At 58.7% G+C, this 23,729-nt stretch carries 22 protein-coding genes and 4 tRNA genes; 10 read left to right on the plus strand and 16 right to left on the minus strand.

Annotated features, from left to right (window positions below; translation table 11 throughout):
* Positions 1-161: 161 nt before the first annotated feature.
* Positions 162-572, minus strand: coding sequence for a pilin (locus ACYZTZ_RS23580; protein ID WP_461999861.1), 411 nt, complete (start codon positions 570-572; stop codon positions 162-164).
* Between the two features lie 226 nt (positions 573-798).
* On the opposite strand from ACYZTZ_RS23580, the gene pilB reads away from it, so the two are divergent.
* The 5 genes from pilB to yacG are packed head-to-tail and all read left to right on the plus strand — an operon-like array spanning position 799 to position 5,410.
* Positions 799-2,499, plus strand: a complete 1,701-nt coding sequence (gene pilB, locus ACYZTZ_RS23585; RefSeq protein ID WP_461999862.1) for a type IV-A pilus assembly ATPase PilB — start codon at positions 799-801, stop codon at positions 2,497-2,499.
* Between the two features lie 2 nt (positions 2,500-2,501).
* The gene (locus ACYZTZ_RS23590; RefSeq protein ID WP_461999863.1) at positions 2,502-3,719 is read left to right on the plus strand and encodes a type II secretion system F family protein; all 1,218 of its coding nucleotides are present in this window, start codon (positions 2,502-2,504) and stop codon (positions 3,717-3,719) included.
* A gap of 1 nt (position 3,720) precedes the next feature.
* Complete coding sequence (locus tag ACYZTZ_RS23595) at positions 3,721-4,593, plus strand: prepilin peptidase (RefSeq protein ID WP_461999864.1); 873 nt, start codon at positions 3,721-3,723, stop codon at positions 4,591-4,593.
* Positions 4,590-5,213 carry a dephospho-CoA kinase gene (coaE, locus tag ACYZTZ_RS23600; RefSeq protein ID WP_056746046.1) on the plus strand — a complete coding sequence of 208 codons (624 nt, stop codon included), beginning with the start codon at positions 4,590-4,592 and terminating at the stop codon, positions 5,211-5,213. The genes ACYZTZ_RS23595 and coaE overlap by 4 nt, the downstream gene beginning before the upstream one ends.
* On the plus strand, positions 5,210-5,410 hold the full coding sequence (gene yacG / locus ACYZTZ_RS23605; protein WP_461999865.1) for a DNA gyrase inhibitor YacG: 201 nt from the start codon (positions 5,210-5,212) through the stop codon (positions 5,408-5,410). The genes coaE and yacG overlap by 4 nt, the downstream gene beginning before the upstream one ends.
* Positions 5,411-5,413: 3 nt before the next feature.
* Here yacG and ACYZTZ_RS23610 read toward each other — a convergent pair whose 3' ends face one another.
* From ACYZTZ_RS23610 to ACYZTZ_RS23620, 3 genes are all read right to left on the minus strand, one after another.
* Positions 5,414-5,629 carry a hypothetical protein gene (locus ACYZTZ_RS23610; RefSeq protein ID WP_033054332.1) on the minus strand — a complete coding sequence of 72 codons (216 nt, stop codon included), beginning with the start codon at positions 5,627-5,629 and terminating at the stop codon, positions 5,414-5,416.
* Between the two features lie 63 nt (positions 5,630-5,692).
* Positions 5,693-6,382: an energy-coupling factor ABC transporter permease gene (locus ACYZTZ_RS23615; RefSeq protein WP_008153325.1), complete on the minus strand. Its 690-nt coding sequence runs from the start codon at positions 6,380-6,382 to the stop codon at positions 5,693-5,695.
* Between the two features lie 439 nt (positions 6,383-6,821).
* Entirely contained in the window at positions 6,822-7,844 is a 1,023-nt protein-coding gene (locus ACYZTZ_RS23620; protein ID WP_462000707.1) for an IS110 family RNA-guided transposase, read from the minus strand.
* Positions 7,845-8,644: 800 nt separating this feature from the next.
* Here ACYZTZ_RS23620 and ACYZTZ_RS23625 point away from each other — a divergent pair.
* On the plus strand, positions 8,645-8,887 hold the full coding sequence (locus ACYZTZ_RS23625) for a DUF2790 domain-containing protein (RefSeq protein ID WP_046048818.1): 243 nt from the start codon (positions 8,645-8,647) through the stop codon (positions 8,885-8,887).
* A 20-nt stretch (positions 8,888-8,907) separates the two neighbouring features.
* Here ACYZTZ_RS23625 and ACYZTZ_RS23630 read toward each other — a convergent pair whose 3' ends face one another.
* The 4 genes from ACYZTZ_RS23630 to ACYZTZ_RS23645 are packed head-to-tail and all read right to left on the minus strand — an operon-like array spanning position 8,908 to position 13,419.
* The gene (locus ACYZTZ_RS23630; protein WP_461999866.1) at positions 8,908-9,567 is read right to left on the minus strand and encodes a methyl-accepting chemotaxis protein; all 660 of its coding nucleotides are present in this window, start codon (positions 9,565-9,567) and stop codon (positions 8,908-8,910) included.
* Entirely contained in the window at positions 9,552-10,817 is a 1,266-nt protein-coding gene (locus ACYZTZ_RS23635) for an OprD family porin (RefSeq protein ID WP_461999867.1), read from the minus strand. The genes ACYZTZ_RS23630 and ACYZTZ_RS23635 overlap by 16 nt, the downstream gene beginning before the upstream one ends.
* A 17-nt stretch (positions 10,818-10,834) precedes the next feature.
* Positions 10,835-12,055 (minus strand): benzoate/H(+) symporter BenE family transporter, encoded by a 1,221-nt coding sequence (locus ACYZTZ_RS23640; protein ID WP_461999868.1) that lies wholly within the window; start codon positions 12,053-12,055, stop codon positions 10,835-10,837.
* On the minus strand, positions 12,052-13,419 hold the full coding sequence (locus tag ACYZTZ_RS23645; RefSeq protein ID WP_461999869.1) for an MFS transporter: 1,368 nt from the start codon (positions 13,417-13,419) through the stop codon (positions 12,052-12,054). The genes ACYZTZ_RS23640 and ACYZTZ_RS23645 overlap by 4 nt, the downstream gene beginning before the upstream one ends.
* Before the next feature lie 252 nt (positions 13,420-13,671).
* Between ACYZTZ_RS23645 and ACYZTZ_RS23650 the strand changes: the two genes are divergently transcribed.
* The 4 genes from ACYZTZ_RS23650 to ACYZTZ_RS23665 all read left to right on the plus strand — a co-directional run bounded on the left by ACYZTZ_RS23650 (position 13,672) and on the right by ACYZTZ_RS23665 (position 16,719).
* Complete coding sequence (locus ACYZTZ_RS23650) at positions 13,672-14,298, plus strand: DUF1780 domain-containing protein (RefSeq protein WP_008154887.1); 627 nt, start codon at positions 13,672-13,674, stop codon at positions 14,296-14,298.
* Between the two features lie 165 nt (positions 14,299-14,463).
* Positions 14,464-14,637, plus strand: coding sequence for a DUF3094 domain-containing protein (locus ACYZTZ_RS23655; protein ID WP_008154890.1), 174 nt, complete (start codon positions 14,464-14,466; stop codon positions 14,635-14,637).
* Between the two features lie 60 nt (positions 14,638-14,697).
* Positions 14,698-15,996: an NAD(P)/FAD-dependent oxidoreductase gene (locus ACYZTZ_RS23660; protein WP_046048812.1), complete on the plus strand. Its 1,299-nt coding sequence runs from the start codon at positions 14,698-14,700 to the stop codon at positions 15,994-15,996.
* Between the two features lie 324 nt (positions 15,997-16,320).
* The gene (locus tag ACYZTZ_RS23665) at positions 16,321-16,719 is read left to right on the plus strand and encodes an HvfA family oxazolone/thioamide-modified RiPP metallophore (protein ID WP_046048811.1); all 399 of its coding nucleotides are present in this window, start codon (positions 16,321-16,323) and stop codon (positions 16,717-16,719) included.
* A gap of 62 nt (positions 16,720-16,781) precedes the next feature.
* On the opposite strand, the gene ACYZTZ_RS23670 is transcribed toward ACYZTZ_RS23665, so the two are convergent.
* The 8 genes from ACYZTZ_RS23670 to rluD form a co-directional block, all read right to left on the minus strand.
* Positions 16,782-18,407 carry a methyl-accepting chemotaxis protein gene (locus ACYZTZ_RS23670; protein ID WP_461999870.1) on the minus strand — a complete coding sequence of 542 codons (1,626 nt, stop codon included), beginning with the start codon at positions 18,405-18,407 and terminating at the stop codon, positions 16,782-16,784.
* Between the two features lie 167 nt (positions 18,408-18,574).
* A tRNA-Pro gene (locus ACYZTZ_RS23675) sits at positions 18,575-18,651 on the minus strand.
* A 97-nt stretch (positions 18,652-18,748) separates the two neighbouring features.
* Positions 18,749-18,824: transfer RNA gene (locus ACYZTZ_RS23680), tRNA-Lys, on the minus strand.
* 5 nt (positions 18,825-18,829) lie between these two features.
* Positions 18,830-18,906, minus strand: a tRNA-Pro gene (locus tag ACYZTZ_RS23685).
* Between the two features lie 9 nt (positions 18,907-18,915).
* Positions 18,916-18,991 (minus strand) — tRNA-Asn (locus tag ACYZTZ_RS23690).
* Positions 18,992-19,291: 300 nt separating this feature from the next.
* Positions 19,292-21,856 (minus strand): ATP-dependent chaperone ClpB, encoded by a 2,565-nt coding sequence (gene clpB, locus ACYZTZ_RS23695; RefSeq protein ID WP_461999871.1) that lies wholly within the window; start codon positions 21,854-21,856, stop codon positions 19,292-19,294.
* Between the two features lie 130 nt (positions 21,857-21,986).
* Positions 21,987-22,712, minus strand: coding sequence for a peptidoglycan editing factor PgeF (gene pgeF / locus ACYZTZ_RS23700; RefSeq protein ID WP_461999872.1), 726 nt, complete (start codon positions 22,710-22,712; stop codon positions 21,987-21,989).
* Entirely contained in the window at positions 22,709-23,671 is a 963-nt protein-coding gene (rluD, locus tag ACYZTZ_RS23705) for a 23S rRNA pseudouridine(1911/1915/1917) synthase RluD (protein WP_046048807.1), read from the minus strand. Before rluD ends, pgeF begins: the two co-directional genes overlap by 4 nt.
* Positions 23,672-23,729: the final 58 nt, after the last annotated feature.

A 23,729-nucleotide genomic window follows, 5' to 3' on the forward strand; every position in this document is an offset into this window, starting at 1 on the left:
GACTTCGAAATTATCGACATGCAAGTTGCGGGTTTTTCCGCAGGCCTAAGGCCATGAATTGTTGGAAGTTTTCTCAATTACTCGATTTTTCCCCGAACAGCGAACCAAAAAATGCCCCACGTCGTGAAACGCGGGGCATTGGCTATGCCTGGTAATGTAGATCAGGCGCCGGTGCAGCCTTTAGGAGCGTACTCTTGTAAAGCCGTGGTGGCACAGGTCCAGCCACCGGCGAGTGTGCGCGTAAGCGTGATGGTTTTACTGAGTACTGGTCCTGGTGCATTGAGGATCGTGCAGCCAATAGTACCCGCACCGGTAGTGGCGGTACCCGACGCCGTAACCGTGCAATTACCCGTGGTCGCCGTACCACCGATCAGGGCGAGGGTGGGATCGGTGCCTTGGTTGATGATGTCTTCGAAAGGCACTTTCAACGCGCTGATCTCAGCCAGGCCGGCCGTGACTTTGGCCCGGGCCTGATACTTGGAGTACTGCGGCAACGCAAACGTCGCCAGAATCCCGATGATCGCCACCACGATCAGCAGCTCGATCAGGGTAAAACCTTTTTGAGTCTTCATAGACAAGCTCCATGCATGAGTCGAAATCTCATGATCTGAACTAGCCGCAGCACAGCCCATGCCAAGCGCCGCGCCCCCTGTTGGCCGGGACGTGAGCCGAGTGCAACGCCCTTTCCTACCCCCAGAATCCGCACTATCTGACACTTTTTGTCACCTGAACGCCGCTGGTTTGGTTCCTTCCCTTGACTAGGCTATAAGTCATGAACTGTCTGCGTCCGGTATCCCAATGAATGACATCGCCCTTAGCGGTCTGGCCAAGCAATTGGTCCTGGCCGAGCTGCTCACTGACAAAAGCGCGCAACAGGCGTATCAGCAAGCCCAACGCAACAAAATCTCCCTGGTCAGTTATCTGGTGCAGAACAAACTGGTGAAGAGTCGCCAGGTCGCCGAGATCGCTTCGGAACACTTCGGCATGGCCTTGCTCGACCTCAACTGTCTGGACAAGGAAGTCCAACCCAAGGGTCTGGTCAGCGAGAAGCTGATTCGCCAGCATCTCGCGCTGCCCCTCTGGCGGCGCGGCAACAAGTTGTTTGTGGGCGTTTCCGACCCGAGCAATCAGCAAGCCATCAATGACATCCAGTTCAGCACCGGGCTGAATACTGAAGCCATCCTGGTGGAGGACGACAAGCTCAGCGACGCCATCGAAAAATTCTTCGATACCCAAGGCACCGGCCTGGAAGACATGGCCGACGTTGACCTCGATGGTGTGGACATCGAGTCGATCGATGACAATCAACAGGACGCCATCGCCGGACAGGATGCCGATGACGCGCCTGTGGTGCGCTTCGTCCACAAGATGCTGCTGGACGCGATCAAAAGCGGCTCTTCCGACCTGCATTTCGAGCCCTACGAAAAAACCTACCGCGTGCGGATGCGCACCGACGGTATCTTGCGTGAAGTCGCCAAGCCACCGATTCACCTGGCCAATCGCATCGCCGCGCGGCTGAAAGTCATGGCCAGCCTCGACATCTCCGAGCGGCGCCGGCCCCAGGACGGGCGGATCAAGATGCGCCTGTCGAAGAGCAAATCCATCGACTTTCGGGTCAATAGCCTGCCGACCCTGTGGGGCGAGAAAGTGGTGATCCGGATCCTCGACCCGTCCAGCGCCCAAATGGGCATCGACGCCCTCGGCTATGAGCCCGATCAGAAAGACCTGTACATGGCCGCCCTCAAGCAGCCACAGGGGATGATTCTGGTGACCGGGCCCACCGGCTCGGGCAAGACCGTGTCGCTCTACACCGGGCTGAACATTCTCAACACCGTGGACATCAACATCTCCACCGCCGAAGACCCGGTTGAGATCAACATGGAGGGCATCAACCAGGTCAGCGTCAATCCCAAACAGGGAATGGATTTCGCCCAGGCGCTGCGCTCGTTTCTGCGTCAGGACCCGGACGTGATCATGGTCGGCGAGATCCGCGACCTCGAAACCGCCGAAATCGCCATCAAAGCCGCCCAAACCGGTCACCTGGTGCTGTCGACCCTGCACACCAACAGCGCCGCCGAAACCCTGACTCGCCTGCACAACATGGGCATTGCGGGTTTCAACATTGCCACCTCGATCAGCCTGATCATTGCCCAGCGCCTGGCACGCAAGCTGTGCAGCCATTGCAAGAAACCCATCGAGATTCCCCGGGCGGCGCTGCTCAGGGAAGGCTTCCCCGAGGAACGCATCGGCTCATTCACGATCTATGAGCCTGTCGGTTGCGATCACTGCAACAACGGTTACAAAGGGCGAGTAGGGATTTATGAAGTGGTGAAGAATACCCCGGCCCTGCAACGGCTGATCATGGCCGAAGGCAACTCACTGGAAATCGACAGTCAGATGCGTAAAGACGGTTTCAACGACCTGCGCACGTCAGGCCTGCTCAAGGCCATGCAAGGCATCACCAGCCTTGAAGAAATCAACCGGGTCACCAAGGACTGAATATGGCGGTCAAAGCAGCAAAAATCAGCGTCTACGCCTGGGAAGGCACAGACCGCAAAGGCACGAAAATGACGGGAGAATTGAGCGGCCAGAATCCGGCGTTGATCAAGGCCCAATTGCGCAAGCAGGGCATCACCCCCGGCAAGGTACGTAAAAAGTCCACCTCGATTTTTAACCTGGGCAAGCGCATCAAGGCCCAGGACATCGCCCTGTTCACCCGGCAGATGGCGACCATGATGAAGGCCGGCGTACCGCTGTTGCAGTCTTTCGACATCATCGGTGAAGGCTTTGATAACCCGGCCATGCGCACACTGGTAGACGAGGTAAAACAGGAAGTCGCGGCGGGTAACAGCTTCGCCGCTTCCCTGCGCAAAAAGCCTCAGTATTTCGATGAGCTGTACTGCAACCTGGTCGATGCCGGCGAGCAGGCCGGTGCCCTCGATACCCTGCTGGATAGAGTGGCGACCTATAAGGAAAAGAGCGAAAGCCTCAAAGCCAAGATCAAGAAAGCCATGACCTACCCACTGGCAGTGGTGTTCGTCGCGATCATTGTGACCGGGATTCTGCTGGTCAAAGTGGTGCCACAGTTCGAATCGGTGTTCAAAGGGTTTGGCGCCGAATTGCCAGCCTTCACGGTGATGGTCATCGGCCTCTCGGAATTCATGCAGGACTGGTGGTGGGCGATGCTTGGCGTGCTGGTCGCGGCCATCTTCGGCGTGCGCCATGCCTTTAAAACGTCACAAGGCTTTCGGGACCGAATGGACACCTGGCTGCTGAAACTGCCGCTGATTGGCACGCTGATGTACAAGTCCGCCGTGGCCCGTTACGCCCGCACACTGTCGACTACCTTTGCGGCGGGTGTGCCACTGGTGGAAGCCCTGGATTCGGTGGCCGGCGCTACCGGCAACATCGTGTTCAAGCGTGCAGTGCTGCGCATCAAGCAGGACGTGTCGACCGGTATGCAGCTGAATTTTTCCATGCGCGCCTCCGGTATCTTTCCGAACATGGCGATCCAGATGACCGCGATTGGCGAAGAGTCCGGCGCACTGGATGACATGCTCGACAAAGTCGCTAGTTTCTATGAAGACGAAGTGGACAACATGGTCGATAACCTCACCAGCCTGATGGAGCCGTTCATCATGGTGGTGCTGGGTGTTATCGTCGGTGGCCTGGTGGTTGCGATGTACCTGCCCATCTTCCAACTTGGCTCAGCGATCTGACATGCCCTTGAACGACATTCTGACCCTCTACCCGTTGACCTTCGTGATCGCCGCCATGTTGGTCGGCCTGCTGATTGGCAGCTTTCTCAACGTGGTGGTCTGGCGCCTGCCAAAAATGCTTGACCGCGAATGGCGTGAGGAGGCTCGTGAAGTGTTGGGCTTGCCAGGCGAAACACCGCTGCCGACCTTCAACCTGATGCTGCCCCATTCCCAGTGCCCACATTGCGGCCATCGAATCCGTGCTTGGGAAAATATTCCGGTGCTCAGTTATCTGCTCTTACGGGGTCGATGCTCGAACTGCACGGCAGCCATCAGCAAACGCTACCCGCTGACCGAACTGGCCTGCGGTCTGCTATCGGCGTTCGTCGCCTGGCATTTCGGTTTCGGCTGGCAGGCCTGCATGGCGCTGCTCCTGAGTTGGGGGTTGCTGACCATGAGCCTGATCGACGCCGAGCACCAACTGCTGCCGGATGTGCTGGTGCTGCCGCTGATATGGCTGGGGCTGATCGTCAACAGCTTCGGACTTTTCGTGTCCTTGCATGAAGCGTTGTGGGGCGCTGTGGCCGGCTATTTGGCGCTGTGGTCGGTGTTCTGGCTGTTCAAGCTGATCACCGGCAAGGACGGCATGGGCCACGGTGATTTCAAGTTGTTAGCGATGTTCGGCGCCTGGGGTGGCTGGCAAATCTTGCCTCTGACCATCCTGTTATCGTCGATGGTGGGCGCCGTTGTCGGCGTGATTTTGCTGCGTTTGCGCAACGCGAAAACCTCAACGCCGATCCCCTTCGGACCCTTTCTGGCAATTGCCGGCTGGATTGCCTTGCTCTGGGGTGGTCAAATAACCGACTTCTATTGGCAGTTTGTCGGTTTGAAATGAATACCCCTGTGGAAAAACCCTGGATTCTCGGCCTGACCGGCGGCATCGGCAGCGGCAAAAGCGCGGCTGCCCAGCACTTCATCGATCTGGGCGTGCACGTGGTGGACGCTGATCATGCGGCGCGTTGGGTGGTGGAACCGGGTCGCCCGGCGCTGGCCAAAATCGCCGAACACTTCGGCCCCGGCGTATTGCAAGCCGACGGACAACTGGATCGCGCGGCGTTGCGCAAGCTGATCTTCGAAGTGCCTGAGGAACGCCGCTGGCTCGAAGCGCTGCTGCATCCGTTGATCGCCAAGGAAATCGCCGATCATCTGGCCAAGGCACAATCGCCTTACGCGATTCTGGTTTCGCCGCTGCTGATCGAGTCCGGGCAGTACGCCACGACCCAACGGGTTCTGGTGATCGATGCCCCGGAACAACTACAGATCGAGCGCACCCTGCAGCGTGACCAGACCAGCGAGCAACAGGTCCAGGCGATCCTCAAGGCCCAGTCCAGCCGACAGGACCGCGTGAGCCACGCCGACGATGTGGTGGTCAACGACCGCGACCTCGCCTGGCTGCACAGCGAGGTCGAACGCCTGCATCACTTTTACCTTACTTTGCGTGGAGGCCAGTCATGAGCCAAATCCCAACCGTCGATTGCCCAACCTGCGGCGCCCCTGTTGAATGGAGCCCAGAAAGCAAATTCCGGCCATTCTGTTCGGACCGTTGCAAGCTGATTGACCTGGGCGCCTGGGCCTCGGAAGAACACAAGATTCCGGTCAGCCCGGATGCCGAAGACGACCTGTACAGCGAAGACTTCGAGCCGCGTCACTGATCTTCAAGGCCGCATAAAACCGTAGTCCTGGCTGTCATCGAGGTTTTCCGCAAGAAAACGCAACTCATCAGCCAGGTCTTCGGCGCTGCGCACCGCCTTGCTCTGTTGCACTACGGCACTGAGCAAGGCGCGCAGGCTCAACCCCGGATCAAACCCCACTTCCTGCGCCCCATCCAGACTTTGACGCAACTCCTGCCTTGCCCATTCGTAGACACTCATTTCGATGCTCCTGAAGGTTTTCCAGAGCATGGATTCGTGAGCGATTTTTGCCTTTGATGTGGATCAAGATTTGGGATCGTCGTCTTTCCAGGGTGCCGAAAGGTAGCGCGTGCGATTGAACGTCTCCAGCCACTCGGGGCAAAACACCACCAGCGCACTGACCACCATGCCGTTGATGAACGCTTCCGGGAAAATCAGCAGCCACAGATACCCGACAAAATCTTCCAGCCAATAGGGCATGGCAAAACGTTCGTCGAACCACAGCAACCACAGTGCCAGCAGCAGGCACAGCAACGCCGACAGCGCCGCTGCAAAAAAACCGGACACGAAGATATACACAAAGGGATTACGCGGTTGAGCTCGCTCCACCAGGATCGCGCAGCACTCGGTGACCAGCACCGGCAGCAGGATCAGCAGCGCGCCGTTGACCCCCATCGCCGCCAAATCCTGCCGCCCGAGCAGCACTAATCCCGCTTGCGCGACCAACCCGCCGACAATCGCCAGCGGCCAGTCGAGCAACAGGGTCACGGCGGTCATGCCGATAAAGTGGTAGGACACGCCGGTGTCGAAGTCTTGTCGCACCAGCCAGAGCATGAACAGCGCGAACACCGTGCCGAACAACAGATGTTGGCGACGACTGTCGCTGAACAGTTCGACCCACGGTGCTCGCGCAACGGCCCAGATCAGCACCGGTACATAGATCAACCACCCTGCCGTGAGGGTTTCAGGTGACAGTAACTCGGCGCCGATCATGGCTGGGCACACTCCCTTGTCTTGCCGAAAGAGAACAGGCCCTCAGTCTACACCGCCCCTCGAGCGCCCTTCGATTTCCGGCCGGCACAGAGAGTTTGCTCTGGGGGAGCGTTCTACGATTGGGGTACATATCCGTTTTTGCGGTGATGGCTGATTACGGTTTCGCTTTTACAGCGAGTCACTTGGAAATGTATGGTCAGCCCATCTCCTGCAACCTCATTGGCTGTTTTCGGTAAAGCTGGCTTGCGCTAATGTATCCGGGCTCATTGTGAGCGTTGCGGTAACAACGCTCGGCCCTCGATGAGTAGCCGCTCCCGACTGTCCTAAAAAAGCCCTCAGCCTTCAAAGCTGATTTCCATGCCAGGTTCTCAGTCGGGCCATTTGCCGTTTACTGTCATCAGTCAGTGATATCGCAAAAGCCGGTGATAAAGCTGTAGCTTCAAGTGTTCGGATGTGGGTTGTACTGGCCACCCTTGGCCAGTACCGCCCACACGATTCGCGCCAGTTTGTTTGCCAACGCACACGCGACGACATTGGAGTGCCGACGCGTCAGCAACTCACGGACCCAAGACCCTAGCGCATCCTCTCGTTTGTCGATACGCAGCATGATCGATCGCGCGCCCTGTACCAGCAATCGACGTATGTGCTTGTCGCCGCGCTTGCTGATCCCCAGCAGCACCGTCTTTCCACCCGTTGAATACTGCTTCGGCACCAACCCTAACGAAGCGGAAAAATCGCGCCCATTGCGATAGTTCGACGCATCACCCACGTCCGCCAGTAACGCGCTGGCGGTGATGGGGCCGATGCCCGGAATGCTCTGCAAACGACCGCCGGTATCATCTTCTTTCAACTGCTGTTTCAGGCTGGACTCGATGTCCTTGATTTCATCATTGAACTGTTGAATTTGATGATGCAGGCGCATTACCAAGCCCTTGAGACGCAATGGAACCGGGTGCTGCGGGTCATCCAACAGCGCCGGCACGCGGTGCAACGCAGCGATGCCAATGGGTAGGCTGATCCCGAACTCCAGCAGAAAGCCATGAATCTGGTTGGTCGCGACGATGCGATGGCCAATCAATGAATCGCGGACCCGATGTAGGGCTGAAAGTGTTTGTTGCTCTGCGGTTTTGATCGAGCAGAAGCGCATCGCGGGGCGGCTTGCCGCCTCGCAAATCGCTTCGGCATCAATGAAGTCGTTTTTATTGCCTTTGACGAACGGTTTGACGTACTGCGGAGCAATCAGCTTCACCTCGTGACCCAAGGCCCTGATCTGTCGAGCCAGCCAGTGGGCGCCGCCGCAAGACTCCATCACCACCGTGCAGGCCGGTAGCTGGGCCAATGTGTTGAGCAATTGTCCGCGGTTGGTTTTCTTGCGCAATACCTGATGACCTTTGGCGTCCTGGCCATGCAGGTGGAAGCTGTGTTTGCCAATGTCGATACCGAGAAGCGTCATCGTGTTCATGAGAGATCCTCCGCCGAAAAACGAGAAAAGCCCTGCAAGCGTAAACCTGCAGGGCTTCTCGGTCAGGCTGACCATCTCATTAAGCCCCAAGTAACCAAGGGCTCTTGCCCCGCCATTCGGTGCCTCGCCTAGGCTCGGCATGCCCTCACTCCGGCATTGCTCCGGGGGCCCGCCGCCATCGGCCATCCATGGCCGGGGGCGGCTACCGCGGCATCCTTGCCGCGGTGCCCCCTGCGCAACGCCTGCGTTCGGCCTCTGGGAAAGGGGCGGCAGATCTGAAGCCAAAGCAAAGCAACGGCAACGGCAAGATCAAAAGATCGCAGCCTCGTTTCACTCGACAGCTCCTACCGGGAAGGGGATGCACGTACGCTCCTCACCACTCAACAGGCCGAGCGTTAGTTCGCCTGCAGCCTTTGATCTTGATGCACCGCCCCCTCGAGAGGCCGAGTGGAGGTTCTGCGCAGTGGGCAACCCGGCATGGATGCCGGGTTAGCCGCCCCCGGCCATGGATGGCCGATGGCGGCGGGCCCACGGAGCAGGACCGGAGCGAGGGCATGCCGAGCCACAGCGAGGCACCGAACGAAAGGGGCAAGAGCCCTTGGTTACTTTGGGGCTCTTCCAAGTGACTCGCTGTAAAAGCGAAACCGCCAGCCGCCCTTACCGAAAAAACGGATATGTACCCGATCAAAGACCCAGCGATTGTTACGTTTTCTGTAAGTCTGAATCAGACCCAAGCCCCTTTATCGATTGCGGGCAAAGACTAAACTCCAAGCATCGGAATCAACACGGAGCACAGAAAAATGAAAACCCTGATCAGCCTGTTTCTGACCGTTGTCGCCACCTCGGCCATGGCCGCCGGCAGCGAACCCGCCGCTACCTCGTACAACCCGGCACAACCGCTGGACATCGCCGAAGTGGTTTCAGTGTCGAACACCGCGACCGCCTGCGGGGTTGTGCCGGCGGCCATGGAGTATGTCGATCATCAAGGCCAGACCCATCGCGTGACGTACGAAGTCATGGGTGACTGCACCAGCAACCTGTAATCACTGGAACATTGCACGACTCACACGATCATTCGTTTCGCCTGCAAGGCCAGATCATGCAGGCCGGCCAGGCGCACCATGATGCGTTCGACCACCTCGACCCTGGCAACCGCACCGCTTTGCAGTTCGCCCATCGAGTGCAGGGCCACTCCGGCCTTTTCCAGGCCCTGACGGGTAGAGCCGGACAACTGCTGAAGACCTTGGCGTGCCTGTTCAGCGGACTGTTCCAGCCCCGTAGCGATTTGCCGGATCTGCGCACTGGAGTCCGCGGCCTGACGCGAGAGATTGCGCACCTCATCGGCCACCACCGCAAACCCTCGGCCATGACTGCCCGCCCTCGCCGCCTCAATGGCTGCGTTCAACGCCAACAGGTTGGTCTGACGGGAAATGTCCTGGATGCTGCCGACAATCGCGCCGATGCGCATCGACTGACTGCCGAGCTCGTCGAACACTTGATCCAGACGCTGCATGTAGAGGTTCAGATCTTCCAGCACACTGGCCGAAGACTGCATGCTCAGCGCACTCGCCTTCACCCGTTCACCTGCCGTGCGCGCCAGTTGATTGGCAAAGCGCATGTCTTCCTCGGTTTGCAGCACGGACTCGGTCAACTGTTCCAGCTTGACCTGCAAACCGATTTTGTAAGTGGGTTGTTCTTTTTCAGGGTTCATAGCAGCGTCCATGTGTAGCTGAGGATCAAGCGGTTTTCGTCGATATCACTGCGGTAGTTGGAGCGAGCCATCGCGTTGCGCACGCGGATCCCGAGGCCTTTGAGGCTGCCGCTCTGCAGCACATAGCCGAGATCGAGATCACGCTCGCGGTCCTTGCCCTCGAACCCTTTGCCGGTATCGACATTGTTGCCGGTGATGTAGCGCACGGTGCTGGTCAGCCCCGGCACGCCGAGGGCCGCGAAATCGTAGTCGTAACGCGCCTGCCAGGAGCGCTCATCGGTGAAGGCGAACTCGTAGGTCGGCACCTCGTTACCCAGTGGGCTGATGTTGGCAAACACTCGCGGGAAGGCGCTGTCGCCGAACATGCCCTGATAGCCGACATAGAACGTGTGGCCGCCACGCTTGGCCGACAGCAAGGAGAAGAACGCCTGGTTGTCGATGTTGCCCAGCAGCTTTTTGCCGTCTTCGCGCGAATCGTAATACCCAAGGTTGGCGCCCAGGATCCAGTTGCCGAGTGGCTCGCTGTGCTTGAGGCCGAGAAAACGCTGGTTGTAGATATCTTCCAGTTGCCCGAACCAGGCGCTGACCGAGCTGCGTTTATCGTTGAAAGCGTAATCGGCGCCGGCAAAGTTGAAGCCATCGCTGCTGACCTGACGCTGCGGTACGTGACCGAGCATGGCTTGCATCTTTTCGTCGCCAGCCTCGTTGCGCAGGCTGGTCGAGTTCAAGTGACCACCTTGCAACGTCAGGCCATTGATCTCGTTCGAGCTGATGCTCGCGCCCTGGTAGCTGGGCGGCAGCAAACGGATATCACTGAAGGCCAGCACCGGCAGATTGGGTTGCAGTTCGCCCACCTTCAGTTCGGTTTTGGAGACACGCACCTTCAACGTGCCTTCCAGACGGCTGTAATCATTCGCTGCGCGCCCGTCACCCTGCACCGGCAGCAAACCGGTATTGACCCGGTCCGGGCTGCTGTCGAGTTTGAGGCCGAGCAGGCCAATGACATCCACACCAAAACCGACGGGGCCCTGGGTATAACCGGATTTGACGTTGAGGATGAAGCCCTGCGCCCACTCTTCGGCCTTCGACTGTTTGTTGGCCCCGACGATGTCGGAGAAGTCCCGGCTGAAATAGTAATTGCGCGCTTGCAAGGTCGCCGTGGTGTCTTCGATGAAGCCACTCTCGGCCGCCATCGCACCGGCGGAGAAACTCGAGACGACAGCCATGGACAACACTGAACCGGTTGGAAGAATTTGTTTCATCGTTTTTTCTCTTATTTTTATTGATCGACAGATTGAAGTGCTTCAGCCGCAGCGGACTCGCGGCGGGGAACGGGACGACGGGCGTTTAACAACAAATGGGTGACCATGCCGAAAATCAGCCCCCAAAAAGCGGCGGACAAACCCAACAACGACATACCCGACGCGGTGGTCAGAAAGGTCACCAACGCGGCTTCGCGATCACTCGGCACGGCCATTGCGCCGGCCAATGCGCCGGCAATCGCAGCGAACAGCGCCAGCCCGGCCAAGGCTGCGATCAGTTCTTTGGGGAACGCCGAAAACAGCGAAACCAGGGTGGCGCCGAAGATCCCCAGCACCAGGTAACACAGCCCACCCACAACCCCGGCCACATAGCGTTTGCCGGGATTTTCATGGGCCTCGCGCCCTGTACAAATCGCCGCGGTGATGGCTGCCAGATTCAGTCCATGGCAACCAAACGGCGCCAACAGCGCCGTGCCCACCGCACTGCTGGCGATGATCGGGCCGGCCGGTGTTGCGTAACCGCTGGCGCGCAGCACCGCCATGCCGGGAACGAACTGGCCGGTCAGCGCCACCATCACCAGTGGCAAGGCGATATTCAGGGTCGCGCTCAGGCTGAACGCGGGCGTGATCCACACCGGCGTGGCCAAACCGATCACCAACGCCTCGCGGTGCAAATCACCGGCAAGGAAAGCCATCGAGCAGCCCACCAGCAGCACCATCAACACCGCATACCGCGGCATCAGCCGTTTGCAGATCAGGTACGTGACGAACATCGCCAGCACCAGCAGCGGCTTGCCCTGCAACGAGACGAACAACCCGGTGCCGAAGCTGAACAGAATCCCCGCCAGCATCGCTGCCGCAATCGCCGCGGGCAGTTTGCCAATGATCCGGTCAAACGCCCCCGACACCCCGACCAGAAAGATAATCAGGCTGCTGACCAGATACGCGCCTACCGCTTCCGGCATGGAGATTCCCGGCAACAGCGCCACCAGCAACGCCGAGCCCGGCGCCGACCACGCGATGATCACCGGGACGCGGTAACGCAGGCTCAGACCGATGCCGAGCACGGCGCTGCCGATGGAAATCGCCCAGACCCACGACGACAGCACCTCCCGCGAGAGGTGCGCGGTCTCGGCGGCCTGAAAGATGATCACCAACGGGCCTGCGTAGGAAATCACCGTGGCGATAAATCCGGCGACTGCCGCAGACAGGGAAAAATCCCGGACGAACGCTCTCATGAAACGTCGCCAACAGACCCGTCGAGCGAACCGTGGCGCAGGTCCGACAGCGCTTGTTTAGCACTGCGCCGACTGCTGACGGCGAACACGGTCATGGCAATCGCGGCCACCGCACCGGGCAAGGCAAAGGCCATGAAGTTCAGTTGCAGCGGCAGGCTGATCCCGAGCAGCGCACCGCCCAGCAGCGGTCCGACGATGGCACCGTTGCGCCCGATGCCAGACGCCCAGCCCAAACCGGTGGAGCGAATGGTCATGGAGTAGAACTGCGCGGCGCAGGCGTACAACAGGATCTGCGAGCCGATGGTGGTGGCGCCGGCGATGGCGATCAGCAGGTACAACAGCGGCATCGGGCTGTTGAAACCCAGCAAGGTAATCGACACCGCAGCCACGGCGAAAAACACCGCCAACACCCGCGGCAGGTTGAGCTTGTCACCCAGCACACCGCCGCCGACCGCGCCGAAAATGGCACCGAAGTTGAGCACCAGCAGGAACGACAGACTCGACCCCAGGCTGTAACCGGCGTTGGCCATCAGTTTCGGCAGCCAGGAACTCAAGGCGTAGACCATCAGCAAGCAGCAGAAAAACGCCAGCCACAACATCAGCGTGCGTAGCGCACGACCTTCGCGAAGCAGTTGCAACACCGGGGTGCCAGTGCCCTTCACTTCGCTCATGTGCAGCTGATCGCCGGTTTGCGCGACGTAAGCCGGGTCAACCCGCTGCAGGATGTTGCGCGCCTCTTCATTGCGTCCCTGGCGCAGCATGAAACCCACCGACTCGGGCAGGAAGTACATGATCAACGGCAACAGCAGCAACGGCAGCAACGCCACGTAAAACACCGATTGCCAGCCAAAACTCGGGATCAGCACGATACCGAGCCCCGCCGAGAGCATGCCGCCCACCGAATAGCCGCTGAACATGATCGCCACCAGCGTGCTGCGGATTTTCTTCGGCGCGTACTCGTTCATCAGCGCCACGACGTTGGGCATCACCCCGCCAATGCCGAGCCCGGCAATGAACCGGCACAGGCCAAACTCGGTGGGGTTGCGGGCAAAACCATTGAGCACGGTAAAACCGCTGAACAGCATCACGCAGATCGTGATGGCTTTTTTGCGGCCGATCCTGTCCGACAGCGGGCCGAAGAACAGCGCGCCGAACATCATCCCGAACAGTGCATAACTGCCCAGTGCGCCCGCTTGCAGGGGAGTGAGCCCCCACTCTTTCATCAGCATCGGCAGCACTACGCCGTAGATCACTAAATCGTAACCGTCGAAAATGATGATCAGGGCACACCAGAACAGCACCATCCAGTGAAAGCGATTGAATCGTGCGTTGTCGATAACCGCATGTACGTCGATCTTGCGCATGGCATTTATCTCTTGTTGTTATTTTTTTAAGAGCGTCGGCAACACGGCTAACGTCCGTACAGCCGAGGGTAGAGGCGCCAGGCACGGGGCAATATCCGCTTTGCGCAGATCGCTATCCGTTTTGTGCAATGCCCTGAACAGGGCGTGAGATGAGGAGTGTTGCGGGGATGGCAGGCCGCAAATCCGGCAGGTCTGACCCTCTCCGATAAACTGTCTTCTTTGCGATCGCATTTGAACGCTAAGCTTGGGCTTATGGATGACTCAGATTATTTACGCCTGCTGACCATCGCGGCCGAGCAAGCCAACGCGTTCCTGTCCAATGCCCGCAAATGGGAGCGTGAGCGTTGGGTCTGTCAGCGCCTGCTGCAAGGCCTGAACATTCCCTATCGCGCCGACGAATTCGCCCCGGCCGGGGAGCCGCCGGACGTGCTGTTTCGTGACGCCAGTTTCGAAGTGTTTTTCGTGCTCGATGAAGGCCGACGCCTCAACGACGAATGGCGCGATGAACTGCAACGCCGACGCAGCGCGTTTTCCCTGAGTTCGCTGGTCCGCCGCGAGGCCAAGCCCCGGCGCATCCCGGCCAATGAGTTTCTGCTGAGACTGGCGCCGACCTTGCGCAAAAAAGCGCACAACTACAAAGAACGCGGCATGGACCTGGGCGAACTGGACATCATCGCCTTCGCCAGCCTCAAGCGCGAAGTGCTGGACCTCAACAGCCACTTCCCGCCGCCGACCGAATACTTGCGTCAGGGCTGGCGCTCGTTGTCGCTGGTCGGTCCGACCTTCGCCCGCGTGCTGTTCGCGCACCCGGATGCACCGGATTTCCTGCGCAGCAACCTGGGTCGCAGCATTGTTTTCGACGTCGGGATCAGCCTGTGAGTCCGTTGCAGGAGTTGGTCGCCGAGTGTTACAAAGTGGAATCATTCGCCTGGACGATACGATGAACGTCGAGCCATTCCAGCCAGCGACTATGCTCCGTTCAACGCAGGATCCCTCCGCTGTAGCTTCTACACATTCAGCAACGTCTACCTGACGAGGCCCAATATGACCAGCCGCCTGAACCCAGACGACCAAAAGCATGTCGAAGAGTACCTGCAACTGTCCCAGCACCAAGTCGAGCGCCGGCCTTTCCGGCCGTGGATGCTCCTGGTGGTGGTGTTGGCAGTGACCATTGGTTTAGGCCTGTTGAGCCGACTTATCAGTTACCTGACGCTATGAGCTGCATCGCGCTCGCTCGGGTAATTGCACCGATTTCTTTTAGCCTTGCGAGATATCCCCATGACTCATCGTATTGTCATCGTTGGCGGCGGCGCCGGCGGTCTGGAGTTGGCTACCCGTCTGGGTAAGACTCTGGGCAAGCGCGGCACGGCCAGTGTGATGCTGGTCGACGCGAACCTGACCCACATCTGGAAACCGCTGTTGCACGAAGTGGCGGCAGGTTCCCTGAACTCTTCCGAAGACGAACTCAACTATGTTGCCCAGGCGAAATGGAACCACTTCGAGTTCCAGCTGGGGCGCATGAGCGGGCTTGATCGCGCACAGAAAAAAATCCAGCTGGCCGCCACCTACGACGAAGCCGGCGTGGAGCTGGTCCCGGCCCGTGAACTGGGTTACGACTCGCTGGTGATCTCAGTCGGCAGCACCACTAACGATTTCGGCACGCAGGGCGCGGCGCAACACTGCCTGTTCCTCGACACCCGCAAACAGGCCGAGCGCTTCCACCAGCAATTGCTCAACCACTACCTGCGCGCCCATGCCGGGCAGACCGACAAGGTCGAGCAGATCAGCGTCGCCATCGTCGGTGCCGGCGCTACCGGGGTCGAACTGGCCGCCGAATTGCACAACGCCGCGCATGAATTGGCCGCCTATGGTCTTGACCGGATCAAACCGGAAAACATGCACATCACGCTGATCGAAGCCGGACCACGGGTGCTGCCAGCCCTGCCGGAACGTATCGGCGGGCCTGTGCATAAAACCCTGGAGAAACTCGGGGTCAACGTCATGACCAATGCCGCCGTCAGTGAAGTGACGGCCGACAGCCTGATTACCGCCGATGGCAAAGTCATCAACGCCAGCCTGAAAGTCTGGGCCGCCGGGATTCGTGCACCGGGCTTCCTCAAGGACATCGATGGCCTGGAGACCAACCGGATCAATCAGCTGCAAGTGCTGCCGACCCTGCAAACCACCCGCGACGAGAACATCTTCGCCTTCGGTGACTGCGCGGCCTGCCCGCAGCCGGGCACCGATCGCAATGTACCGCCGCGCGCCCAGGCTGCGCATCAACAGGCTTCGTTGCTGGCCAAATCACTGAAGTTGCGGATCGAAGGCAAACCTCTGCCGGCGTACAAATACACCGACTACGGTTCGCTGATCTCGCTGTCGCGTTTTTCGGCTGTGGGTAACTTGATGGGCAACCTCACCGGCAGCGTGATGTTGGAAGGCTGGCTGGCGCGGATGTTTTACGTGTCGCTGTATCGCATGCACCAGATGGCGCTGTATGGCGCGTTTCGCACGGCGATGTTGATGTTGGGCAGCAAGATCGGACGCGGGACTGAGCCGCGACTGAAGCTTCACTAACAAAACACAACCCACTGTGGGAGCGAGCCTGCTCGCGATAGCGTCCGTTCAGTCGACATCAATGTCGCCTGACACACCGCCATCGCGAGCAGGCTCACTCCCACAGTTGATCTCCATTGATTTGGAGATGTGTGTCTCACTGTATCTCCCCTGCCGTTTCATCCCCTTCGCTTACAAACTCCCCCCTTGCGCGACACAGTAGCGATACACCATGCCCGCTAAATGGCCACACCCGAGCAAGGCACCCCGCCCGCTACGGTTATCGCCGCACTGACGTGGCGTCCTTTATCGAACGGTTGTGTCGTGCAACCCAGGAGATTTGAAATGTCCCGTACCACCAAAAACACTATCGGTTTGCTCGGCGCTGTTTTGGCCGGTGGCATGATGTTGTCCGGCGCTGTTTTCGCCTCGCAACCTCTGACTCAGGGTTACCTGCTGGCCTCGGCCGAACAGGTGGTGAAGACGCCTGAAGGTAAATGTGGCGAAGGCAAATGTGGCGATGCGTCGATGGCAAAAACCGACACGGATGGCGACGGCAAGGTATCCCGTGCCGAATTTCTGAAAGTCGCGCCGAAGTCCAATTTCGACAAGATCGACACCAACCATGACGGCTTCATCGACGAGCAAGAGGCTTTCGACAACGTGAAGGCCAACTACGAAGCCAATGGCAAGAAAATGCCAAAAGGTCTGTTCGAGCACTTGAAAGACCAAGACGGCGCCTAAGCGTCAGAGAACCAAGCCGCGCTTTTCCATCGAGAAGCGCGGCTTTTTTGCGTCTGGAAAAATTAAAGCTGGAAGCGCCGCACCATGCCCTGCAAGGCATTAGCCAATTGAGATAGCTCATGGCTGGACGCGCTGGTCTGATCCGCCCCGGCGGCAGATCGCACCGAAAGGTCGCGAATATTCACCAGGTTGCGATCCACTTCACGTGCCACCTGCGCCTGTTCTTCGGCAGCGCTGGCGATCACCAGGTTGCGCTCGTGGATCTGATGCACCGACGCGGTGATGGTCTGTAACGCTTCGCCTGCACGCTCGGCCAAGGCCAATGTGCTGGCCGCACGGGTTGAGCTGGCTTGCATGGAATCCAGCGCCTGAGTTGAGCCGTTGCGCATGCCCTGAACCATTTGCTCGATTTCCTGAGTCGATTGCTGCGTGCGATAAGCCAAAGCGCGAACTTCGTCGGCAACCACCGCGAAACCTCGACCGCTTTCCCCGGCGCGCGCCGCTTCAATGGCAGCGTTGAGGGCCAGCAAGTTGGTTTGCTCGGCAATCGCACGAATCACATCCAGTACCTTGCCGATGTCCTGAGACTGGTTGGCCAGGGACTGCACCAACCCGCCCGTGATCTGCACATCGCTGGCCAGGGCGCCGATGGCCGTGACTGTTTCGCTGACCCGCTCCTGGCCGGCATGCGCGGACTCACTGGATTGGCGCGTGGCGTCGGAGGTCGACACCGCGTTGCGAGCGACCTCCTCCACCGCGGTGGTCATTTCAGTGACAGCCGGCGCCGCTTGTTCGATCTCGTTGTTCTGCTGTTGCAGATTCTGCGTGCTGTCGAGCGTGACCGCATTCAACTCGTCAGCCGCTGTCGCCAATTGCGCCGCGGAGCCGCTGATACCTTGCAAGGTTTCACGCAGGTTGTGTTGCATGGTCGCCAACGCCTTGAGCAAGCGACTCACTTCATCGTTGCCATGGGTTTCGATGGGGCGCGTCAGGTCGCCTCGTGCCACGTTTTCTGCGGCATGCAGCGCTTCGCTCAACGGTTTGATGATGCTGCGGGTCAGCAGCATGGCGAGGCCGACGGTGGCCAATGCCGCCAACGCGATGAACAGACTGACGATCATTCGCGACGTTTCGTAATGCGCTGCAGATTTCTGGCTCTCGGCGGCGACTTGTTTGGCGAACAGATCCGCCAGGTCAGTGAGCTGTTTGCCGGAACCATCGACCACGGTTTTCATGTCGATCAGCAGCAGTTTGGTCAATTCGTCATGACGCCCCTGTTCGGCCAGGGAAAAAGATTGGGCAATACCGGCACGATAAGCCGCGAAGGTGGTTTTGAACTGGTCATACAAGGCCTTGCCTTCTGCGGTGTTGACCAACTTGTCATACGCCGCAATTTTTTCGCCCAACTCTTTATCGCGGGTGTCCATCTGGCCACGGTAGACCGGAATGTTCTTCGGGTCCTGATCCAGGGCCATGCGCAGGGAAATAGTGCGGATGCGCAGCATGATTTCGCGGATCTCGTCACCACCGCGAATGCTCGGCAGCCATTGTTTCTCCACCGCGACCTCGCTGTCGCGAATGCTCGACATCTGCCCCAGGGCAAAAATCCCGAGCAACGCGACCAATACGGCAATCAGGGCAAACCCCAAGGCTGCCCGAGGAGCGATATTTAACTGACGAAGCACCATAACGAACGCCCTTTTCTTGTAGTGGCTTGGGTAAGGGGCGTTGTTTCGGCAGTACCCCGTCGCCTCGTTATCGGCAAGTTGTACGATGACTGAAGTGTTATTTCTCGAAGACAAAAAATCGAAGACAAAAAAAATCCCCGTATCTTTCGATACGAGGATTTTTAATATGGTCGGGGTAAGGGGATTCGAACTCCTGACATCCTGCTCCCAAAGCAGGCGCGCTACCGGACTGCGCTATACCCCGGTAATAAAAAGGCGACCTTTAAAAAGTCGCCTTCTTCGATCAGTGCTTTTGGCCTCTGATCTTAAGATCTGATCCCAGCGTTAACTGGTTTCAAAAATGGTGGGTCGTGTGGGATTCGAACCTACGACCAATTGGTTAAAAGCCAACTGCTCTACCAACTGAGCTAACGACCCAAAAATGGTCGGGGTAAGGGGATTCGAACTCCTGACATCCTGCTCCCAAAGCAGGCGCGCTACCGGACTGCGCTATACCCCGGCTTGAAATTGGCTCCGTGACCAGGACTCGAACCTGGGACCCAATGATTAACAGTCATTTGCTCTACCGACTGAGCTATCACGGAACTACATATTTCAATTTACAACGGTGAAGCTTTACTGCGTTCTCTTCGACCCGTTCGCATCGCTGCGTTCGTGTGTCTGAGGCGCGCTATTCTACAATCTTAAGCACCTCTGTCAACCCCCTAAATTGCTTTCAAGTTAATGATTTGCAACTTATTTCAGATTCCTGCTTGGGGAGCTGGAACCCTTCAGGGCGACTTACTGCGGGGCGCACTTTACAAGCCTTTTCCTTAGAGTTCAACAGCCTGGCGAAAAAAAGGCCTCGCAATGCGAGGCCTCATCAGTTTTGTTGCCTGGGCGGATCAGACGAATACGATTTCGTCGTTTTCCACTACACCCCGGGCGGTATCGCCGGGCATGAAACGACCCGACAGAATCAACTGAGCCAGCGGGTTCTCGATCCAGCGCTGGATCGCTCGTTTGAGCGGCCGTGCGCCGTAAACCGGGTCGTAACCCACCGCGATCAGCTTATCCATGGCCTCAGGGCTGAGATCAAGCTTCAGCTCGCGCTCGGTCAGGCGACTGCGCAGACGACCCAACTGGATCTCGGTAATGCCCGCGATCTGATCCCGAGCCAACGGCTCGAAGATCACCACTTCATCGACCCGGTTGATGAACTCCGGCCGGAAGTGCGTGGAAATCGCATCCATCACTGCCGCACGCTGCGCCTCACGATCACCGACCAGTTCCTGGATCTGCACCGAACCGAGGTTGGAGGTCATGACAATCACGGTATTTTTGAAATCCACCGTGCGGCCATGACTGTCGGTCAGTCGGCCATCTTCCAGCACTTGCAGCAAGATGTTGTAGACGTCCGGGTGGGCCTTCTCGACCTCGTCCAGGAGGATCACCGAATAAGGCTTGCGACGCACCGCCTCGGTCAGGTAACCGCCCTCTTCATAGCCTACGTAGCCTGGTGGCGCACCAATCAGACGAGCCACGGAATGTTTCTCCATGAACTCGGACATGTCGATCCGCACCATCGCCTCTTCCGTATCAAAGAGGAACTCGGCCAGCGCCTTGCACAGCTCGGTTTTACCGACACCGGTCGGGCCGAGGAACATGAACGAGCCGCTCGGGCGATTCGGATCGGACAACCCGGCACGGGAACGCCGCACGGCGTTGGAAACGGCAATCACCGCTTCGTCCTGGCCGATCACACGTTGGTGCAACAGGCTTTCCATCTTCATCAGCTTGTCGCGCTCGCCTTCGAGCATTTTCGACACCGGAATACCGGTCCACTTCGAAACGACTTCAGCGATCTCTTCTTCGGTCACCTTGCTACGCAGCAACTGGTTTTCAGTTTTGCCATGCTGGTCGACCATTTGCAGGCTGCGCTCCAGGTCCGGGATGATCCCGTACTGCAACTCGGCCATGCGGTTCAAGTCGCCTTTGCGGCGGGCAGCTTCCAGTTCCTGACGGGACTGTTCGATTTTCTGCTGGATCTGCGCAGAACCCTGGACTTCGGCTTTTTCCGCGTTCCAGATTTCCTCCAGGTCCGAGTACTCACGTTCGAGGCGAACGATTTCTTCCTGGAGTTTTTCCAGACGTTTTATCGCGGCTTCGTCGCTTTCTTTCTTCAGTGCCTGAGATTCCACCTTCAGCTGGATCAGGCGACGCTCCAGACGATCGAGCACTTCCGGTTTGGAGTCGATCTCCATGCGGATGCGGCTAGCCGCTTCGTCGATCAGGTCGATGGCTTTGTCCGGCAGCTGACGGTCAGTGATGTAGCGATGACTGAGCTTGGCCGCAGCGATGATCGCGCCGTCGGTGATCGCCACTTTGTGGTGAACCTCGTAGCGCTCTTTCAGGCCACGCAGAATCGCGATGGTGTCTTCTTCGCTCGGCTCGTCCACCAACACTTTCTGGAAGCGCCGTTCGAGGGCCGCATCCTTCTCTATATATTGGCGGTACTCATTGAGCGTGGTCGCGCCAACGCAGTGCAGCTCACCGCGCGCCAACGCAGGCTTGAGCATATTGCCCGCGTCCATCGATCCTTCGCCTTTACCGGCGCCGACCATGGTGTGCAGTTCGTCGATGAACAGAATGATCTGCCCTTCCTGCTTCGACAGTTCGTTGAGCAGGGATTTGAGGCGCTCTTCGAACTCGCCACGGTACTTGGCACCGGCAATCAGCGACCCCATGTCCAGGGACAGCAGGCGTTTGCCTTTCAGTCCATCCGGCACTTCGCCATTGATGATGCGCTGGGCCAGGCCTTCGGCGATGGCGGTTTTACCCACGCCAGGCTCACCGATCAGCACCGGGTTGTTCTTGGTACGGCGTTGCAGGACCTGAATGGTCCGGCGAATTTCGTCGTCACGGCCAATCACCGGATCGAGCTTGCCTTCTTCGGCACGCTTGGTCAGGTCGACGGTGTATTTATCCAGCGCCTGGCGCGACTCTTCGTGGTTGGCGTCATTGACGGCCTCACCACCGCGCAGGTTGTTGATCGCGTTTTCCAGGGCTTTCTTGCTGACACCCTGACCGAGCAACAATTTACCGAGCTTGCTGTTCTCGTCCATGGCGGCGAGCAACACCAGTTCGCTGGAGATGAACTGGTCGCCCTTCTGCTGGGCCAGACGATCGGCCTGATTGAGCAGGCGCGCCAAATCCTGCGACATGTTCACGTCGCCGGTCGGGTTCTGGATTTTTGGTAGTTGGTCGAGCTCTTTGGTCAGCTCTTTACGCAGGCTGTTGACGTCGAAGCCCACCTGCATCAGCAGGGGTTTGATCGAACCACCCTGCTGCTCAAGCATGGCTTGCATCAAGTGCGCCGGTTCAATGCCCGGATGATCGAGGCCGACGGCCAGGGATTGGGCGTCGGACAAGGCTAACTGCAACTTGCTGGTTAAACGGTCTATACGCATGGGTCACCTTCCTTTTGAGCAGGCCGGACCTATAAAACATCCTGAATGAAGAAACCTGCCAGATACCGTTATAGATGCGGTCGATTCTGGGAGTTTCAAGCGGCGCTCAGTTGATGCAGATCAGAGAAGTTTAGCGTTCGAGCCAAATGAGGGAGGCAAACCGACCGGTGCGGGGACTGCGGCGGTAAGAAAAGAAGCGTGGATCGGTCACGGTACAGAAACCGCCACCATAAACAGCAGTGACACCGCGAGCCGCCAGACGCAAACGCGCCAGCTCGTAAATGTCAGCCATGAATTTGCCAGCATTTTGACTCGGCACAAAGGCTTTGGCGGCTTCGGGCAATTGCTCGACGAAGGTTTCGCGCACTTCAGGGCCGACTTCAAAGGCTTGCGGGCCAATAGCCGGGCCCAACCAGACCAGCACTTCTTCTGGTGGCACAGCCAGCGTGTCTAGAGTCGCTTCCAACACACCCGCCGCCAACCCGCGCCAACCGGCATGGGCCGCCGCGACGCGAGTACCGGCACGGTCGCAAAACAATGCCGGCAGGCAATCCGCGGTCATCGCTGTGCAGGCAATACCGGGTGTTGCCGTCCAGCTGGCATCGGCAGTGGCCGTAAGGCTTGGGTCTGCGTGGGCCACGGCAATGCCGTGAACCTGCTTTAACCAGGCCGGTTCAATAGAGAAATGATCGGTGAGACGACGGCGGTTTTCGGCAACAGCTTCGGGGCTGTCATCGACGTGATCGCCGAGGTTGAGGCTGTCGAACGGCGCCAGACTGACGCCGCCCGCACGGGTGGTAACGCAGGCTTTCACCCCGGCAGGCGCAGGCCAGTCGGGAATCAGCCAGTCACTCATCCGATGAACGCCTCGCGGTCTTGCTTGAGCAGCGTCAGCAACCAGACGAAATCGTCCGGCAGTGGCGATTCCCAGCTCATGCGTTTACCGGTGGTCGGGTGATCCAGCTCCAGGAACCGCGCATGCAGCGCCTGACGCGGGAACGCCTTCAACGATTCGATCATGGTCACACTGGCTGCCGGCGGGATACGGAAACGACCGCCGTAGGCAGGATCTCCGACCAACGGGAAGTTGATGTGAGCCATATGCACACGAATCTGGTGCGTACGACCGGTTTCCAGCTTCACCCGCACGTGAGTGTGGGAGCGGAAACGCTCGAGCACGCGGTAATGACTGACGGCTTGCTTGCCACCTTCCATCACGGCCATGCGCTGGCGTTGCTGACCGTGACGACCGATCGGCGCGTTGATCTTGCCGCCAGCAGTCACCACACCGATCACGATGCACTCGTAGATCCGGCTTACGCTGCGGCTCTGCAATTGCGTGACAAGCTGTGTCTGCGCCTGAATGGTCTTGGCCACCACCATCAGACCGGTGGTGTCCTTGTCCAGGCGATGCACGATACCGGCGCGGGGCACATTGATGATGTCCGGCACGTGGTGCAGCAAGGCGTTGAGCAAGGTGCCATCAGCGTGACCGGCGGCAGGATGCACCACCAGACCCGCGGGTTTGTTGATCACCAGGATGTCGTCGTCTTCATAGACGATGTCCAGCTCGATGTCTTGAGCGATCCATTCGCCCTGAGCTTCCTGCTCGGCAGTGAGTTCAAGAATGGCACCACCATGAACGATGTCTCGCGGGCGGATAACCGCCCCATCCACAGTCAGGCGGCCGTCTTTGATCCAGGCGGAAAGGCGCGAGCGCGAGTGCTCAGCGAATAATTGTGCGGCGACTTGATCGAGGCGTTGGCCGCCCAATTCGGACGGCACCTCTGCGCGAAGTTCAATTTTATCGGACATGCTCAGACTAGGCGTCGGCACAGCCTTTGGTTTCGGCTGCGCGCTTGTGGTTAAATAC

It is taken from the genome of Pseudomonas sp. LB3P58 (assembly GCF_054897895.1).

Excerpts from the sequence above, each read along its gene's own strand:
- ACYZTZ_RS23655 (WP_008154890.1), top strand. The coding sequence starts at position 14,464 with ATGACCAGCCGCCTGAACCCAGACGACCAAAAGCATGTCGAAGAGTAC.
- coaE (WP_056746046.1), top strand. The coding sequence starts at position 4,590 with ATGAATACCCCTGTGGAAAAACCCTGGATTCTCGGCCTGACCGGCGGC.
- ACYZTZ_RS23630 (WP_461999866.1), bottom strand. The coding sequence starts at position 9,567 with ATGGACGCTGCTATGAACCCTGAAAAAGAACAACCCACTTACAAAATC.
- ACYZTZ_RS23650 (WP_008154887.1), top strand. The coding sequence starts at position 13,672 with ATGGATGACTCAGATTATTTACGCCTGCTGACCATCGCGGCCGAGCAA.
- ACYZTZ_RS23665 (WP_046048811.1), top strand. The coding sequence starts at position 16,321 with ATGTCCCGTACCACCAAAAACACTATCGGTTTGCTCGGCGCTGTTTTG.
- ACYZTZ_RS23620 (WP_462000707.1), bottom strand. The coding sequence starts at position 7,844 with ATGAACACGATGACGCTTCTCGGTATCGACATTGGCAAACACAGCTTC.
- ACYZTZ_RS23595 (WP_461999864.1), top strand. The coding sequence starts at position 3,721 with ATGCCCTTGAACGACATTCTGACCCTCTACCCGTTGACCTTCGTGATC.
- ACYZTZ_RS23670 (WP_461999870.1), bottom strand. The coding sequence starts at position 18,407 with ATGGTGCTTCGTCAGTTAAATATCGCTCCTCGGGCAGCCTTGGGGTTT.
- clpB (WP_461999871.1), bottom strand. The coding sequence starts at position 21,856 with ATGCGTATAGACCGTTTAACCAGCAAGTTGCAGTTAGCCTTGTCCGAC.
- ACYZTZ_RS23635 (WP_461999867.1), bottom strand. The coding sequence starts at position 10,817 with ATGAAACAAATTCTTCCAACCGGTTCAGTGTTGTCCATGGCTGTCGTC.
- ACYZTZ_RS23580 (WP_461999861.1), bottom strand. The coding sequence starts at position 572 with ATGAAGACTCAAAAAGGTTTTACCCTGATCGAGCTGCTGATCGTGGTG.
- ACYZTZ_RS23645 (WP_461999869.1), bottom strand. The coding sequence starts at position 13,419 with ATGCGCAAGATCGACGTACATGCGGTTATCGACAACGCACGATTCAAT.
- pilB (WP_461999862.1), top strand. The coding sequence starts at position 799 with ATGAATGACATCGCCCTTAGCGGTCTGGCCAAGCAATTGGTCCTGGCC.
- ACYZTZ_RS23625 (WP_046048818.1), top strand. The coding sequence starts at position 8,645 with ATGAAAACCCTGATCAGCCTGTTTCTGACCGTTGTCGCCACCTCGGCC.
- ACYZTZ_RS23640 (WP_461999868.1), bottom strand. The coding sequence starts at position 12,055 with ATGAGAGCGTTCGTCCGGGATTTTTCCCTGTCTGCGGCAGTCGCCGGA.
- rluD (WP_046048807.1), bottom strand. The coding sequence starts at position 23,671 with ATGTCCGATAAAATTGAACTTCGCGCAGAGGTGCCGTCCGAATTGGGC.
- ACYZTZ_RS23590 (WP_461999863.1), top strand. The coding sequence starts at position 2,502 with ATGGCGGTCAAAGCAGCAAAAATCAGCGTCTACGCCTGGGAAGGCACA.
- pgeF (WP_461999872.1), bottom strand. The coding sequence starts at position 22,712 with ATGAGTGACTGGCTGATTCCCGACTGGCCTGCGCCTGCCGGGGTGAAA.
- ACYZTZ_RS23610 (WP_033054332.1), bottom strand. The coding sequence starts at position 5,629 with ATGAGTGTCTACGAATGGGCAAGGCAGGAGTTGCGTCAAAGTCTGGAT.
- yacG (WP_461999865.1), top strand. The coding sequence starts at position 5,210 with ATGAGCCAAATCCCAACCGTCGATTGCCCAACCTGCGGCGCCCCTGTT.
- ACYZTZ_RS23615 (WP_008153325.1), bottom strand. The coding sequence starts at position 6,382 with ATGATCGGCGCCGAGTTACTGTCACCTGAAACCCTCACGGCAGGGTGG.
- ACYZTZ_RS23660 (WP_046048812.1), top strand. The coding sequence starts at position 14,698 with ATGACTCATCGTATTGTCATCGTTGGCGGCGGCGCCGGCGGTCTGGAG.